The sequence below is a fragment of the Symploca atlantica LB2515 genome (genome assembly GCF_052546295.1).
On sequence record NZ_JBQWMT010000001.1, the window covers coordinates 5,899,252 to 5,914,366 of the forward strand.

The 15,115-nt window shown below is 43.8% G+C and carries 12 protein-coding genes and 2 pseudogenes; 7 read left to right on the forward strand and 7 right to left on the reverse strand.

All coding sequences use genetic code 11. The features are described 5' to 3' along the window. Nucleotides 1-37: 37 nt before the first annotated feature. Nucleotides 38-643 (reverse strand): DUF2231 domain-containing protein, encoded by a 606-nt coding sequence (locus tag ACT7WV_RS24440; protein WP_445105363.1) that lies wholly within the window; start codon nt 641-643, stop codon nt 38-40. After that, nucleotides 640-1,137 carry a DUF2231 domain-containing protein gene (locus ACT7WV_RS24445; RefSeq protein WP_445105364.1) on the reverse strand — a complete coding sequence of 166 codons (498 nt, stop codon included), beginning with the start codon at nt 1,135-1,137 and terminating at the stop codon, nt 640-642. Before ACT7WV_RS24445 ends, ACT7WV_RS24440 begins: the two co-directional genes overlap by 4 nt. Nucleotides 1,138-1,589: 452 nt before the next feature. Here ACT7WV_RS24445 and ACT7WV_RS24450 point away from each other — a divergent pair, with 452 nt between their 5' ends. From ACT7WV_RS24450 to ACT7WV_RS24480, 7 genes are all read left to right on the forward strand, one after another. After that, nucleotides 1,590-2,807: a zinc-dependent alcohol dehydrogenase gene (locus ACT7WV_RS24450; protein ID WP_445105365.1), complete on the forward strand. Its 1,218-nt coding sequence runs from the start codon at nt 1,590-1,592 to the stop codon at nt 2,805-2,807. A gap of 116 nt (nt 2,808-2,923) precedes the next feature. Beyond that, nucleotides 2,924-3,604 (forward strand): response regulator transcription factor, encoded by a 681-nt coding sequence (locus ACT7WV_RS24455; RefSeq protein ID WP_445105366.1) that lies wholly within the window; start codon nt 2,924-2,926, stop codon nt 3,602-3,604. Between the two features lie 23 nt (nt 3,605-3,627). Continuing rightward, nucleotides 3,628-4,863 (forward strand): HAMP domain-containing sensor histidine kinase, encoded by a 1,236-nt coding sequence (locus tag ACT7WV_RS24460; RefSeq protein ID WP_445105367.1) that lies wholly within the window; start codon nt 3,628-3,630, stop codon nt 4,861-4,863. A gap of 93 nt (nt 4,864-4,956) precedes the next feature. Then, nucleotides 4,957-5,550 (forward strand): PepSY domain-containing protein, encoded by a 594-nt coding sequence (locus tag ACT7WV_RS24465; RefSeq protein WP_445105368.1) that lies wholly within the window; start codon nt 4,957-4,959, stop codon nt 5,548-5,550. A 224-nt stretch (nt 5,551-5,774) separates the two neighbouring features. Next, complete coding sequence (locus ACT7WV_RS24470) at nt 5,775-6,542, forward strand: COG4705 family protein (RefSeq protein ID WP_445105369.1); 768 nt, start codon at nt 5,775-5,777, stop codon at nt 6,540-6,542. Nucleotides 6,543-6,699: 157 nt separating this feature from the next. Then, complete coding sequence (locus ACT7WV_RS24475; RefSeq protein ID WP_445105370.1) at nt 6,700-7,455, forward strand: COG4705 family protein; 756 nt, start codon at nt 6,700-6,702, stop codon at nt 7,453-7,455. Between the two features lie 130 nt (nt 7,456-7,585). Next, on the forward strand, nt 7,586-9,274 hold the full coding sequence (locus tag ACT7WV_RS24480; protein ID WP_463424297.1) for a GH3 auxin-responsive promoter family protein: 1,689 nt from the start codon (nt 7,586-7,588) through the stop codon (nt 9,272-9,274). A gap of 184 nt (nt 9,275-9,458) precedes the next feature. Here the strand turns inward: ACT7WV_RS24480 and ACT7WV_RS24485 are convergent, their stop codons facing one another. The 5 genes and pseudogenes from ACT7WV_RS24485 to ltrA form a co-directional block, all read right to left on the reverse strand. Further along, complete coding sequence (locus ACT7WV_RS24485) at nt 9,459-10,919, reverse strand: DICT sensory domain-containing protein (protein ID WP_445105372.1); 1,461 nt, start codon at nt 10,917-10,919, stop codon at nt 9,459-9,461. A gap of 195 nt (nt 10,920-11,114) precedes the next feature. Then, the gene (locus tag ACT7WV_RS24490) at nt 11,115-12,644 is read right to left on the reverse strand and encodes a UDP-N-acetylmuramoyl-L-alanyl-D-glutamate--2,6-diaminopimelate ligase (RefSeq protein ID WP_445105373.1); all 1,530 of its coding nucleotides are present in this window, start codon (nt 12,642-12,644) and stop codon (nt 11,115-11,117) included. Nucleotides 12,645-12,859: 215 nt separating this feature from the next. Beyond that, nucleotides 12,860-13,111 (reverse strand): annotated as a pseudogene (locus ACT7WV_RS24495) (RRXRR domain-containing protein); the annotation flags it as partial. Continuing rightward, a complete protein-coding gene (locus ACT7WV_RS24500) occupies nt 13,071-13,205 on the reverse strand; it encodes a hypothetical protein (RefSeq protein WP_445105374.1) in 135 nt (44 codons plus the stop codon). The pseudogene ACT7WV_RS24495 and the gene ACT7WV_RS24500, both read right to left, overlap by 41 nt. Beyond that, nucleotides 13,202-15,038: pseudogene (gene ltrA / locus ACT7WV_RS24510) on the reverse strand (group II intron reverse transcriptase/maturase). Before ltrA ends, ACT7WV_RS24500 begins: the two are co-directional and overlap by 4 nt. Between the last annotated feature and the right edge of the window lie 77 nt (nt 15,039-15,115).

Sequence of the window (15,115 nt, forward strand, 5' to 3'; positions counted from 1 at the left end):
TAAAGCAATACGCCTGCACTGATCACTTTTTTGGGAGTTAATCCAGCAACAGATTGGGGTTTTTGCCTTGCCGTAGTAACTCCGCCGCCGTAACATGAATGCCGAACTCGCTTCCCAGATGCCCTCCCAACGTACCGTGGACGTACAATAATCCAAACATGGCAATGCCCATCAGTAAATAGCTCCATTGCACCTGCCTAACTCTATCCTTACGCCAGAGGTAGCGCTGCAACCCTCTCCACACAGTCATCGCCACAATCAACGCCAAGAGGAAAACACCGCCTAAACCATGAATCAGCATGGTCGAACCGGCTTCTAATCCCCAACTACTCTTCTGATTTATTGGCGGATTTGCTAACATAATCTCGAAAAAGCCTGCTGCTACAGTAAAAAATGTGACGATCGCACAAGCCACCAGATTGTACCAGCCGACAGTATAAAAGCCCGATCGCAGAGCAGGAATACCGAAAAATTTCAGAATGGGTCGTTCTAAGGGAAAAAACGTTCCGGCGATATCAAAGATAATGGCAATAATAAACAGTCCTAGCGTGAAATGTACCAGATTGGGATGGATGGGAAACTCATAGGGTAGATTATTGACACCTTGATTAAACCCAAACTGGGCAAGAAGTTGCCAGTTCATTGCAAAACTCCCTGCTTTGTTGCTTCCACAATCGGTTCTACGTGCAGCCCGTATACCCAAAACAACTTACTGCCAAGATATACCTGCAAGGACACCAAGGAGATCGCAAATGTTGCTACACCAAGGTAAATTGGTGACACCTTGAGAGGGTGGCGGGTGCGAATTGCGAAGCGCCACGTTGTCAGGAGAACAATCAGAGCTGAAAGCAACCAGCCCAGGAGCGTATGATAAGTTAGGGTTGACTGAGCTGCTTTGTAAGGTTGGGCTAAACCAGCTTCAAACTGACCAAAAATAACTGCCAAAAAAACAGTGACTGAGGCAACCAGAAGATTCCAGACACTCACCTCGAATAGATGGTGTTTGTGAGTAAAATACCCCACCACGTCACAGAAGAAAGAAAAAAACACCATCGCAATTACGAAGTGGACGATGATGGGATGGAGGGGATCGGGGTACGGTAGGTTTTCGGGATTTACATTTAGTAAAGCAGGCATCGCGTTTTTCTTCCTAACAGTAGTTTAGACCTGGTGCTTTTGCCTAGTAGCAACGCCTGTATAGCGTTTATGCCTAAATTTTGAGATTTTCTTCTCTTAATATTTGTATAGAAAGTGAGAAAAGACGAATCTATCTCAAGATTGATATAGAGTATTTCTTAATATTTCCTGGGATTTTTCATCAGAATTTACGCGTACTTAATAATAAGAATTTTTAATAACTCCCAAAGAGAAGTTGGCTCAAATCAGGGAAAATTCAATGAATGTGAGGGCTTTGCCGCCTGAGTTTGTCGGAATTTTTCCATTTGTATTCACCAAAATAGATTCGATTTATTCCCTATTACAAATTTGCTTAATCTCAGTCCATTACTTGAGGTAGAAGAACTGAGCAACTATGAGTGTTTAGCTAAAGGTCAGTGCAGCGCAGACTGATCAATAAGGATTATTCACTAATGAAAGCAGTTGTTTTTCATGGAATCGGAGATATTCGGCTGGATAACGTACCAGAGCCAAAAATTCAAGACCCAACAGACGCAATTATTAGATTAACTTCCAGTGCAATTTGTGGCACAGATTTACACATGATTCGGGGAACATTCACGGGAATGAAACCTGGAACAATTTTAGGACATGAAGGGATTGGCATTATTGAAGAAATAGGCTCCAATGTCCGAAATCTCAAAATAGGCGATCGCGTTGTCGTTCCCTCAACAATTGCCTGCGGTTACTGTTCTTATTGCCGCACTGGATATCATGCTCAGTGCGATAACGCTAATCCTCATGGACATAATGCCGGAACAGCTTTTTTCGGGGGACCAGAGGCAGCAGGGCCTTTTGATGGATTGCAAGCTGAATATGCTCGGATTCCCTATGGAAATGTGGGATTGGTGAAGCTACCAAAAGAAGTTACAGATGACCAAGCAATTCTAATTTCCGACATTTTCCCTACGGGTTATTTTGGAGCCGATATTGCAGAGATTGAACCGGGAGATACAGTTGCTATCTTTGGTTGTGGTCCGGTTGGACAGTTTGCGATCGCTAGTGCCAAATTGTTTGGTGCAGGAAGAATTATCACCGTAGATACGATTCCTTCGCGTTTGGAGATGGCACGGGAACAGGGTGCAGAAGTCATTGATTTTAATGCCGAAGACCCGATTGAAGCAATCCGTGAACTGACAGGGGGAATAGGTGTAGATCGAGCAATTGATGCCGTTGGCGTGGATGCCAATGCTCCTAAAAGTGGGCCAGCTGCTGAAAAAGCACAACAACAAGCACAACAATTTCAGCAGGAGTTAGAACAAATTGCGCCTAAAACCAATCCTCAAAACGGAAATTGGCATCCGGGTAATGCTCCCTCTCAAGCATTACAGTGGGCAGTTGAGGGGTTAGCCAAAGCCGGTACACTCTCAATTATTGGTGTTTATCCACCCACCCACAACTTCTTCCCCATCGGCACAGCGATGAATAAAAATCTGACGATCAACATGGGTAATTGCAATCACCGCAAGTATATTCCTGGATTGGTGGATATGGTTCGCAGTGGCACAGTGGATCCCGCAAAAGTATTAACCCAAGTCGAACCGCTCATGTCTGTTCTGGATGCGTACAAAGCTTTTGACCAAAGGCAATCAGGTTGGGTGAAAGTGGAGTTAGTACCAGGAGTACGTTAAGGATAAGGAGTACGTTAGAAACAGGGAGAAGCCTCCAAGAGGCTTCTCCCTGATCAAGAGAGACAGGAGCAGTTAATTGTCTGTATCTTAGTATTAGAAATTTGGGCAACAGGAAAATGAGAATCTTGCTAATCGAAGATGATGAGCGGATCGCTGAACCTTTAGCCGAACACTTAACTCGTCAATATCATGTAGTAGATCTAGCTCAAGATGGTATTACTGGTTTAGAACAGGCTCAATTATCACCCTATGATCTAATTTTGTTAGATTTAATGTTACCTGGTCTTGATGGTATTAGCCTGTGTCAACGCCTACGAGCTGAGGGATCTAAGGCTCTCATCTTAATGTTAACAGCGAAGGATACCACCACAGATAAAGTAATTGGACTCGATGCCGGAGCTGACGATTATTTGGTAAAGCCGTTTAAAATTCAAGAACTAGCCGCCAGGATTCGAGCCTTGTCGCGCCGAAGTCCAGATATTCGACCTTCAACTTTAACTTATGGTGACTTGCAACTTGACCCCAGTACCCACCAAGTCACTTATATGGGGAATCTTCTTACCCTCACTCCCAAAGAATATATGCTCTTAGAAGCTTTTTTGAAAAGTCCAGCACGAGTTTTTACTCGAAAAGAATTGTTAGATAAATTTTGGGAATGTGAAGATATTTCGGGAGAAGAAACTATTAAAACTCACCTAAAAAACCTGCGGCGCAAGCTAAAAGAAGCAAGTAAGCCTAATATCGAATTTATTGAAAATGTGTATGGCATTGGCTATCGCCTGCGGAAAAATGAGTAAATATCGTGTAATAAAAACCGATTGTGTTTCAGAAAACTCGCTATCAATTATTGTTATCCTATCTCAGTGTTTTTGCAGCACTGCTAGGAATATTTGCCTTAGCAGTGCGAGTTGTATTCACTACCAACCTTAGTCAAAAATTTACAGAAAGCTTGACTATTTTAGGGGAAAGTGCGGCAGCAGAGGCAGAGTTAGATAACGGTCATTTGAAAGTAGATAATGACTTTCCCATCAACGAGTTAATCATTCGTCATCAAGCTTTACAGTGGTTTGACCCTCAAGGTCATCCGGTTGGTCAACAAGGACAATACACCTTAACATTGCCTCTTTCTCTCAATACAGATGTGCAAACCGAACAAACTGGCAAATTTAGTATTCGGGGCGTTACTTTACCTGTAATTAATAATGATGATGGTAGCCTAATTGGTTATGTGAGGGTCAGTCAATCTTTAGAAGAATTTCATGAAACACTAGCTCAGTTAGATTGGGGTTTAGGTAGTGGAGTTATGATTACTTTAGCTCTGAGTAGCCTTGGTGGACTTTGGCTAACTCGCAAGGCAATGCAACCCATTGAGCAGAGTTTTCAGAGACTCAAACAGTTTACAGGAGACGCATCTCATGAACTCCGCAGTCCTTTGATGGCAATTACAACGAATGTGGAAGTAGCACTAGAATATCCAGAAGGGATGCGCTCAACTGATGCTAAGAAGTTTAACGCGATTGCTAATGCGGCTGACCAAATGACTCGCTTGACTGAAGATTTGCTACTGTTAGCTCGAAATGATCAAGTTCAAAGCCCTCTCCAAGAAACTGTAAACCTACAGGAAATTTTACATAAATTAGTTGAGCTTTATCAACCTCAAGTCGATGCGAAAGAAATTAATTTGAGAATCAAATCAACTAAGCCGTTGTATGTGTTAGGTGATGCCGTTCAACTCACAAGAGTTTTTGCCAATTTAATGCAAAATGCCCTTCAGTACACGCCGACGGGAGGTTTAGTAGAAATCCAGACTAATCAAGTTGATTGGCAGTTGTATGTAAGCGTGAAGGATACGGGAATTGGGATGACACCCGAACAGCTTCAACACGTTTTTGATCGCTTTTGGCGTGCAGATCAGGCTCGTTCTTATCAGTCCAAAGGTTTTGGGTTAGGTTTAGCGATCGCGCAAAGTCTTGTTCAAAATCACGGAGGTTTGCTTACAGTTACGAGTCAGCTAGGAGTTGGTAGTTGTTTCACTGTGCGCTTACCAGCGCCTTAACCCTCATAAATAAAAATCTTTTTCATCTTTCCTGGTTCTTTCTTTTTGTTATTTAGAGTGAAATAACAAGCTACATTTCAGGAGTTTCACGCTATGAATACATCCACCAAATGGATTCTCGCCACAGCTATATTAGGCACTTTGGGACTTGGTGGGTTTGCTCGAACTGTCCAGGCAACTCAATCAAAGCCTGCGGTTGCGATCGCATCCCAACATCACCACAGCAGTCAAATTGCCGAAGCGTCTGATGGCGATGGGGAAGTACCAGATGCCATCGAAACACCAGAGTTAGGACAACCACAGCAACCGATGGCTAATAAAACTCAACTCGCCCAAGCCGAAGCGTCTGATGGTGATGGAGAAGTACCAGACCATCTAGAAGACCAGCAAGAAGCAGCGAAACTGCAAACTTTAGCTAAAACCACACCCCAGCAAGCCAAACAAGCGGCAGAAGCTGCTCAAGGCGCTACAGCCAGCCGCGTAACACTAGACAATGAAGACGGCAACCTAGTCTATAAAGCGATTATCGGTCAAACGGAAGTTGCCGTGGATGCGGGTAATGGCAAAGTCCTCTATACCGAGAACGTTAACCAAGAAGGCGAGGCCAATGAAGTGACCCATCCTCGTAGCAGCATTCAAGTTCCCCATACTGATGCTGAAGATAACGAAACAAATGACGAGCGCTAGGTAGAGTCGCTCAAAAGAAGGACGTATCCTCTTATCGATAAGAGCATAACGCCTTAAAAGTTGTCCACTCATGCTCTTGTTTGAGCGCAATACCGAAGGTGAGTTGCCCTGCCTCTAATTTTAGGGGCGAGGCAACTTTTTATCTCACGCTTGTTTCAATCTTCCCTAGTTCTCCCCTTTTGTTCTTTAAGGTTAAACAAATTGCCTGAAGTAGGTTAAATATCATGAAGAAGAGGTTAAACAGGGTTCCAGAAATTACAATTTACTTCTGGATTATTAAGGTTCTAGCTACCACAGTAGGTGAAACTGCGGCTGATTTTCTGTCAGTAACCCTGAATCTTGGTTTAAGTGTTACCTCTTATATTATGAGTAGCGTGTTACTGATTGCACTTTTCAATCAGTTTAAGCTTAAACGATATGTCCCTGCTATTTACTGGCTTGTGGTCGTTTTGATAAGTATCGTTGGTACACTAATTACCGATAAATTAGTAGACGATCTGGGAGTTAGCTTAGTGACAACGACTATAGCTTTTACTGTTGTCTTATTAGCAGTTTTTGTGCTTTGGTATTCAAGCGAAAAAACATTGGCTATGCACTCAATCAACACAGCTAAAAGAGAGCTGTACTACTGGGTAGCTATTTTATTCACGTTTGCCTTGGGTACTGCAACAGGAGATCTACTGGCAGAGGCTTTGAAGCTGGGCTATGCACAAGCAGGACTAATATTTGCTGCTTCAATTGCCATGATAACGATTGGTTATTATTACTTTCAACTGAATGCAGTTTTGGCATTCTGGTTAGCTTACATCTTGACTCGTCCCCTGGGAGCATCGATAGGTGATTTACTATCCCAATCTACTAAAAATGGTGGCTTTGGTTTTGGTACGGTCGGAACTAGTATGATGTTTCTTTCTATCATTGTGATTCTGGTTATTTACTTAAGCTTCAAGCATAAGAAACGAGCCTCATTGCCGATTAATCAACAAAACTAATTAGCGCTCACTTTCTCGATATTGGGTATTTTTCTGCTTGTTATCTGGCAATTTGCGATCACAACGAGACTCGGCATCTTCAATTCTGCGTTTTTTGTGCTGAGCCGGTTTTCAATTTTTAAGTATGAGATCAACGTCACCTTAATTAGGAGCAATAATGAGTAAACTTCCACAAATCACTGCCTTTTTTTGGATCATGAAGATCTGTGCAACCACTCTGGGTGAAACGGCAGGAGATCTTTTATCTATGACATTAAATGTAGGCTATGCGGTTAGCTCGATGATATTGATTGGAGTGTTTTTAGCCACTCTGGTGACTCAATTGGTATCGAAAAGTCATAACCCATTACTTTATTGGACTGTCATCCTTTCAACTAGCACGGCTGGCACAACGATATCCGATTATATGGATCGCACTTTAGGACTTGGCTACGCTACAGGGTCGATGATTTTAGTCACGATTCTTGTAACTATTTTGGCATTTTGGCGATTCCGCATTGGGTCTCTATCTGTTACTAATATCAGAACATCTAAAGTTGAACTGCTTTATTGGAGTGCAATTCTAGTTTCAAATACTTTAGGTACTGCCTTGGGCGATTTCCTAGCCGATAGCTCCGGACTCGGATTTGCCGGAGGAGCACTCCTAATTTCTAGTTTGCTTGCCCTAGTATTAGCAGCACATTACTATACCCAAATTTCCACAGTCATGTTGTTTTGGATTGCCTTTGTCCTAACTCGACCATTTGGTGCAACACTGGGGGATGTTCTTACGAAATCACACGAAAAAGGCGGTCTTGGTTATGGTACTGTCGGTTCATCCATAGTCCTTTTGTCAATACTTGGAGTCTGTGTTCTGTTCACAACTCTAAAGCAGAGAAAACTAGCCGTAGTTAAGATTTCTAACGATGAATAACATAAGGACAATTCAACAAAAAGAATACAGAAGTTCCTGATTCTTTATTCTGAACTCCAGAACTCCTTTATTCTGAACTACTTTTAAACAAGATTTAGCACTTTTCAAGGAGCATCGCTATATGATTTTTATGGGTAGTTTTGCACTATCAATGTTGACCACTGTTGCTAGATATACTCAAGCTAAATTCGCAAGAAATACTCGCCAGACTGAAGCAGTGCAAGGGCAGTTCTTACAAAACCTCTTAGTAGCGCATCAAGACACTGAACTAGGTCGTAAATTTGGACTCAAAGAGATTAAAACTATTGAACAATTTCAGCAACAGGTTCCCATCCTACCCTATAGCAGTTATGAACCATTAACTGAGCGCATTGCTCAAGGCGAACCGAACATTCTCACCGCCGAACCAGTCGTCTACCTGACTCTTACCAGTGGCTCAACAGGAAAGAAGAAACTCATCCCAACGACTAGGCGATCGCAAAATATTGTCCGACAGGCAACACTTACTAGTATGGGCTTCTTAAGTGGGGCCCTCGGAGATCAAGGTCTCAAGTATGGTCAACTGCTGGTGACGAACTCGACGCAACTATGGGGACGCACCTGTGGCGGCATTGCCTATGGCCCATCCAGTGCTGGCGTTCTGCGTATGGATAAGCGTCTTTACAAGCAATTTTTTGCCCATCCTTACGAGACATTGCAACCAGCTAATAGCCTTGCTCGCCACTACGTTTGTCTGCTATTTTCCCTGCGAGAACCGTTAATGCGGGGGATGATTGCCAACTTTCCGATGCTGATTTTACGAACTTGCAACTATTTAGAGAAATATGCCGAAGACTTACTTGAGGATTTAGCAAAAGGTACAATTGCTCCTTGGTTGGAACTAGAACCAGAGATTCGCGCCAGATTAGAACAGCAATGGACTCCTGCACCCAGCCGCGCCGCAGAACTACGGCAAATCTTAAAGTCAGAGGGACGGCTTACCCCCAAACTTGCTTGGTCAAATCTATCTTTTGTTGCTACGGCACGGGGAGGAACGTCAGATTTTTACTTTGAGCGATTTCCTAACTACTTCGGAGATACTCCTGGATGGGGGGCAGTCTACTCATCAGCAGAAGGCATGTTTAGTATTTACCACAGCCTCAATAATGATAGTAGCATTCTAGCGATAGAGAGTGGCTTTTTTGAGTTTATTCCTGAAGATCAGTGGGAGGTAGAACACCCCAAAACCCTACTCGCTACAGAGGTTAAAGTAGGAGAATGCTACCGGATTCTCATTACTACCTACGGTGGTTTTTACCGTTATGATATTGGCGATGTCGTTGAGGTTGTGGGTTTTTATAACACAGCTCCCTTAATTGTTTTTCGTTACCGTCATGGTGGGTTCATTTCTTCTACCACTGAAAAAACAACTGAGTTTCATGTAACTCAAGTCATGCAAGCCTTGCAACAAGAATTTAACCTACAGTTAGAAGATTTTTGTATCACGTTGTCTGAGCATGATTTTCCAGCACGTTATTTGGTGAATATTGAGCTAGCTTCTGGGGAAATTCTCGGCAATTCAGAAAATTTTTTAAATCGTTTTGACGGTAAGCTTCAGAAAGTAAACACTCACTACGAAATTAGTCGTCGAGATGCTATTCCTTCTCCACAATTGCGAATTCTAGAAAGTGGGAGTTTTGCTGTCCTTCGCCAAAGGCAATTGCAAAGAGGAATTCCTGATTCGCAATTGAAGTTTCCCCACATTAGTGAAGACCGCAGTTTTCTTGCCGGACTGTCAGTAAATAGTGAAGTCAAACTTCCAGAATATTCAGATGTCTAAAGGATAGGGGATAATCATTATCAACGAGGATTACTCGATCGTTTGCTAGGGATAACAGACAAGTTACGATCGCCTAATTTTTCCAAGATTTATTAGATACTTCAACAAGTATAAGTTCGATAAGATGCTGATTAAATGTTCTTGGAATAAGTTATTTTTGCCCGATAATATTATGGGTAATCTATTAATTAGCTACTGTAGTGTCAGAAGCAATGGGTAGTAACACATTAAAACTTGAACCTTTACCCAGTTTACTAGTAACCGAAATTGAACCACCGCAGCACTTTAACAACTGTTGCACAATTGTTAACCCTAAACCAGCACTGGTATCTTCGTAATCAGTTCTCAAGCGTCCTCGATAAAAACTCTCGAAAATACAAGGAATTTCATCGGGGGCAATGCCAAGGCCAGTATCGTTAAATGCTAGTTGAACATATTTACCCTGAAGAGTTGCCAACACCCTCACTTGACCACCTCTAGGGGTAAATTTGAGACTGTTATGCAGTAAATTGATCGAGATTTGCTGCAGCCAAGTACCGGAACAGGAAACACGAGGAAGACTAGTAGGCACAGTGTAGCCAAGTTGGATACCCTTTTCCTGAGCAATTGGCTGATAGGTACTGACAATAGCAGGAACAACGTCAGCCAATTGCACTGCTACTATCGCTATTAGCTGAGAATTATTTTCTAGTTGTATTAATTCCAGCAATCCGCTAATCAAGGCATTTTGACGATGGCACTCTTTATGTAAAACTTCCATATAGCGTTGACGCTGTGCTGAGTGTAGTTGTGCTGAATCCAGCAAACTCAGAGCAGTTTTCATATTTGTTAAAGGTGTCCGTAGTTCTTGAGCAGCTCGCTTCAAAAAATTGTTCTGCTGCTGCTGCTGTTGCTGTTGATCATCAGGTAGTGATGCTACTGCGCGAACCCGCTTCCAGAGGAAGTCACTACTCTGACGCTGCTCAATAATGTCTTGTGTATGCTGTAATTGCTTAAGCAAAATCTGGGTTAGTAGTGCTTTCTCTTCAGGAATCTCCAGCGAGGGTAAGAGAGTTTTTTGATTACTGAGTATCTCCTCCGGGGTGCTATCAGCCACAGCCACCACCTCGATTAAACTCTCTAAAACTTGCTGAATTACCCTGTGATCAAAAGTACAAACAACCGGGACAGGTGCAATTTGCCCCCTGGCTATGGCTACTGCTGCATCAGGTCTGTGGGGCAGGTATGCTGCGATTAAACCGCTCAGTTTCTCAGAAATAACCAGGAAAAAGTACTCCTGCTTAAGCTGGCTTCCTGCTGCTAGCTGCACAGGTAAAATACGAGGAGACTCTTTGAGATTAGCTGTGTCTGTATGGCTCAGCATCTGAGTGAAGTCGCTCAACTCATCTCCGAAGCAGTTGCACAGATAAATCTTAGCTGTAAACTCCGCTTGCTGATGATAGCGCTGGAGTTGAAGCTGCCAATCCTTTCCAGGGAAAGGCTTTACCCAAATTGTCGCCGCTATTTTTTCCTCGATAAGTACGTCAATTGTTGCCCCCACAAGAGATGTTAGTGTGGCAGGACTTAGAGAAAGAGAGGGGGAAAATCCCAGAGTGTCCAAAGCCAACTGGTAGACAGATAAATCTGGAGTCGGTGGCTGGTGCATTAAGGGTTGCAGATTTATTAGCGCAAGGGAATCATAGCCCAGGTTAAAGTTTGTAGATGCTTTCTTCGGCTTGCCAAAGAGTAGGTTGCTTGCCGCAGCAGACGCGACGGTTATAAGTTGGAGGTTATAGGTCTACTTCTCACTTTCAAAGATATAACCTGTAACCTGCGAACCTTCAACTCAAAATAACCTGTTTTAAGCTGTGAACCTTGCCCGAAGAGCATCTAGTGCTTGTTCACGGTCGTCGAAATGAATTTTTTCAGTACCCAAAATTTGGTAATCTTCGTGACCTTTGCCAGCAATCAACACACCGTCCCTGGATTGAGCTTGTAAGATGGCAGTGCGAATAGCCGTAGCGCGATCGCAGATTACTAGGGGTTCTACTGCTGAGGGAACACCCTCTAAGATATCTTGTAAGATACGTTCTGGGTCTTCTGTACGGGGGTTATCAGAGGTTACCACAGCTAGATCAGCAAGTTCAGCAGCAATTTTGCCCATTTGAGGTCGCTTAGTCCGATCGCGATCACCACCACAACCAAACACGCAAATCATTTTACCCTGGATAAATGGTCTGGCTGCTTTGAGCAAGTTTTCTAAACTATCCGGTGTATGAGCATAATCTACAATCACACTGATGTCTTGCTCAGACTGGAGTTGTACCCGTTCCATCCGTCCAGGGACACCAGGAAATTGAGGCAGTGCTGCTACTATAGACTCCAAATTGAGACCCAAATGTAAGGCTGCTCCCACGGCTGCCAACAAGTTAGATAGGTTATATTGACCTACCAAGGGGGAACTGAAGGCTGTTTGACCAGCAGGAGTATGCAGCATACCACTGACTCCAGTCGGTTCGTAATTGAGCTCACTAGTCCATAAGTCAGCAGTTGTATTTTCTGTGCTGTAACGCCAAACCTGCTCTGGATTGAGCTGTGGGATTAGCCGCCTTCCATAGGGGTCATCTTGATTAATTATTGCCCGACCCTGAAGATAGTCTTGACCAAACAACAACGCTTTCGCCAAGAAATAATCCTCCATGTCGCGATGGAAGTCTAAATGGTCTTGGGTGAGATTAGTAAATACAGCAACATCAAACTCACAGCCGAGTACCCTACCTTGTGCCAAAGCATGGGAACTCACCTCCATCACGCCCACACTACACCCAGCATCTACAGCGGATTTGAGTTGTTTTTGCAGTTCCACGGTAAACGGTGTGGTGTGAACCGCTGTTTGTTCAAAACCAGGCCAGCGAGTATAAAGGGTGCCAAAGAGTGCCGTTGGTAAGGTGGTGGAGGGGTTGGCGGCTGAATGAGCCAGGAGAAATTCAATCAAATGGGTGGTTGTGGTTTTGCCATTAGTGCCAGTGACACCCACCAGTTGTAGTTGCTGTGCTGGGTAACCGTAAAAGGCTGTCGCTGCTGCGGCGCAGGCTTTGGTCATGTCATCTGCCACAATTACGCAAGCCATCTCTTCTGGGTTCCCTCGAGTGAGGGGAGTGGTTTTCTCGGCAGCTTGAGGAGAAATAAGAGCCGCCAGAGCTCCTTTGGCGATCGCACTTTCCCAAAACTCACCACCATCTACTCGCGTTCCTGGTATCCCAATAAATAAATCTCCTGGTTGGCAGGCGTGAGAATTGGTTGAGAGTCCCTTAACCTCATCCTGCAATGCTGGATGGTTAGGCATCTGTCTAAGGTTAGGAATTTTTTTTAATAACTCGTTTAGCTTCATCGAAAAAACTCGCGTGAGACTCCGACCTCAGCAAAGCGGGTCGGAGAGGGATAGCGGTCAAAGTTAATTACGTTGAGTAGTTAGCTTTGACAATCCAGTTGAAGGTAGGACAATTAAACCCGTACTTTGCTGCAACAACTGGACTTTCTTGGCAGTGAACTGCCCCATGCGTTTCCAATGACTATCAGAAACCGAAACTTGAGTCTTAGTGTCTCCTGAACACCAACCCTTGTAGGTGGGGCTAACTCAGACAACCATTTAAGCATTTGTCTTTGTCCCACCATTACTGGTGAGAAACCTTTGCCAGATTTCGCATTTTTGCGCCCGCTAGTCCTATCCACGTCAGCCATCACTAACTCGTAATGAATGGCACTGATAGGAAATAGTTTGAGTAATTCCTTAACCACCCTTAACTCTAGTTGTTTGTTAGCTCGGATTGAGGGAGGCAACTTCCCTTGACGACGGTTGACCTAAGCCGGATGGTCGCCCATCTGACTCGGCTTCAGAACCGTACATGACGGTTTCCCAGTCATACGGTCTCAGAAATACAGTGCTTGTCATGCATACCTTTCATTACGAATTAACTCCAGGTCATTTCTTGTTTTCTCGTCATGACAGTGCCTGTGGAGCAGTTGTAGGTTTTCGTACCCGCCCTTTCCTCCTAAAGCACGAGGAATTTTATGGTCTTTTTCCCATAAATCTCCATCTCTGAAGTACAGTCCGCAGTGTGGGCATTTGCCCTTTTGCTTTTTCAGTAGTGAGGCTACTGTTTTAGAGCATTGTGGGTGTTTACCCATTCTGCTGCTCCAATAGACCTCTTGCATAAATGCGAAATCCAACCTCTCAATGTATTGATTTGGCGTTGTAAAAATGGACTTTTGCAAGAGGTCTAATAAACTAATTCTCCGTCGAACGGGCTTTTCTCACCTTTGACTTTGACGTATTCGGTCTGTTTGATTTGAGTCTCTTGTGTTTGACTAGGATAATTGGGTCATCGCTTTCTAGTTTTGTAGCGAATCTCCAACAGTCATTGCCTATCCTTTTCCAGTATTTTTGAGCTTTCCAGCTAGCACTTTTTGTTGGGTGCCGCCGATTAACCCATGCCCTTAACTTTTGCCATAGCAAGTTGTCAAGGTCATTGTAAGTCTCTTTACTGTTTACTACGGAGAAGTAGTTAGCCCATCCCTTTATGACCGGATTGAGTTTCTGTATTAACTCTGATTGTGTTCCGGCTTTGCACCCATTAATAATTTTGGTTAGGGCTTCCCAGTGGGCTTTGATATTGTCCCTGCTGGGTCTGATGAGTGTTTTGAAGCCTAGTAATTTAGAGCGTTTTCCCCCAGTTTTACCTGAGTGGTGTTTACCTACTCGAAATTGCCTAATGTTGAAGCCAAGAAAGTTAAATCCTGCTTGTTCTCCATTAAACTCTTCCAGCGTGTGAGCTAATCTCGTTTTACTTGGCTTCAGTTCCAGCCCTATTTCTGCCAGCCATTTAGCAATTTTCTCCTGACATTCCTGCACTACTTTTAACTCCGGGTGTATCACCACAAAGTCATCAGCGTATCTAATAACTGCCAGAGTTTTTCGCTTTTGCTCTTTGCTTATGACTCGCCCTCCAGACCTGAGAGGAACAGTTTCGATGTATTGATTTAACATCTCTTCCATGCCGTGGAGGGCGATGTTTGCCAATAGTGGAGAAATCACCCCACCCTGCGGCGTTCCTTCCTCGGTTTCACTGAATTGGGTGTTTTCCATTACCCCAGCCTTGAGCCATGCTTTAATTTGCCGTCGTAGCTTGGGAAATGTATTTACCTTTTTTAGCAGAACCGAGTGATTGATTTTGTCAAAGCACTTGGCTATATCAGCATCTAGGACATATTTGGGTTTGTGTACCACATTGTCCCAAGTAGCTTTTATGGCATCATGGGCTGAACGTCCAGGGCGAAACCCATACGAATTGGGTTCAAATTGCGCTTCCCATTCTGGCTCCAATGCCAGTTTGACCAACGCTTGCACGGCTCGGTCGTACATTGTGGGTATTCCTAATGGGCGTTTTTCCTCCTTTCCGGGTTTGGGTATCCAAATCCTTCTAGTTGGTCTGGCTTTGTTGCCTAACTTCAATTGCCCTACTAGCTCAATACGTGCTTCTGGGGATAATGCCTTGATACCATCCACTCCTGCCGTCTTTTTGCCAGTATTCTCTTGTGTGACCCTACGAACCGCTAAGCATTTTGCCGCCCAGGATTTCATCAGCAGTTTTTGGAGCTTATGAACTGTTCTGTTATCTCCGCGTTGTGAGGCTCGGTAAATCTGTTTTTGCAGCTTAAACACCCTCCGCTCCAGCTTTCGCCAGGGGATTTGGTTCCATTCATACGTAGTCGTTAACTCGCTCATGCTTTATTCGCTGCTATTAGTAGCTTTACCTTCTGTATTTCCGTGAGCTTGTCAGCTTATCCCTCTCATTACGACAG

What these genes read in the sequence shown, in the direction of transcription:
- ACT7WV_RS24440 (WP_445105363.1), bottom strand. Translation starts at nt 643, where the DNA reads ATGAACTGGCAACTTCTTGCCCAGTTTGGGTTTAATCAAGGTGTCAAT.
- ACT7WV_RS24445 (WP_445105364.1), bottom strand. Translation starts at nt 1,137, where the DNA reads ATGCCTGCTTTACTAAATGTAAATCCCGAAAACCTACCGTACCCCGAT.
- ACT7WV_RS24450 (WP_445105365.1), top strand. Translation starts at nt 1,590, where the DNA reads ATGAAAGCAGTTGTTTTTCATGGAATCGGAGATATTCGGCTGGATAAC.
- ACT7WV_RS24455 (WP_445105366.1), top strand. Translation starts at nt 2,924, where the DNA reads ATGAGAATCTTGCTAATCGAAGATGATGAGCGGATCGCTGAACCTTTA.
- ACT7WV_RS24465 (WP_445105368.1), top strand. Translation starts at nt 4,957, where the DNA reads ATGAATACATCCACCAAATGGATTCTCGCCACAGCTATATTAGGCACT.
- ACT7WV_RS24470 (WP_445105369.1), top strand. Translation starts at nt 5,775, where the DNA reads ATGAAGAAGAGGTTAAACAGGGTTCCAGAAATTACAATTTACTTCTGG.
- ACT7WV_RS24475 (WP_445105370.1), top strand. Translation starts at nt 6,700, where the DNA reads ATGAGTAAACTTCCACAAATCACTGCCTTTTTTTGGATCATGAAGATC.
- ACT7WV_RS24480 (WP_463424297.1), top strand. Translation starts at nt 7,586, where the DNA reads ATGGGTAGTTTTGCACTATCAATGTTGACCACTGTTGCTAGATATACT.
- ACT7WV_RS24485 (WP_445105372.1), bottom strand. Translation starts at nt 10,919, where the DNA reads ATGCACCAGCCACCGACTCCAGATTTATCTGTCTACCAGTTGGCTTTG.
- ACT7WV_RS24490 (WP_445105373.1), bottom strand. Translation starts at nt 12,644, where the DNA reads ATGAAGCTAAACGAGTTATTAAAAAAAATTCCTAACCTTAGACAGATG.
- ACT7WV_RS24500 (WP_445105374.1), bottom strand. Translation starts at nt 13,205, where the DNA reads ATGACAAGCACTGTATTTCTGAGACCGTATGACTGGGAAACCGTCATG.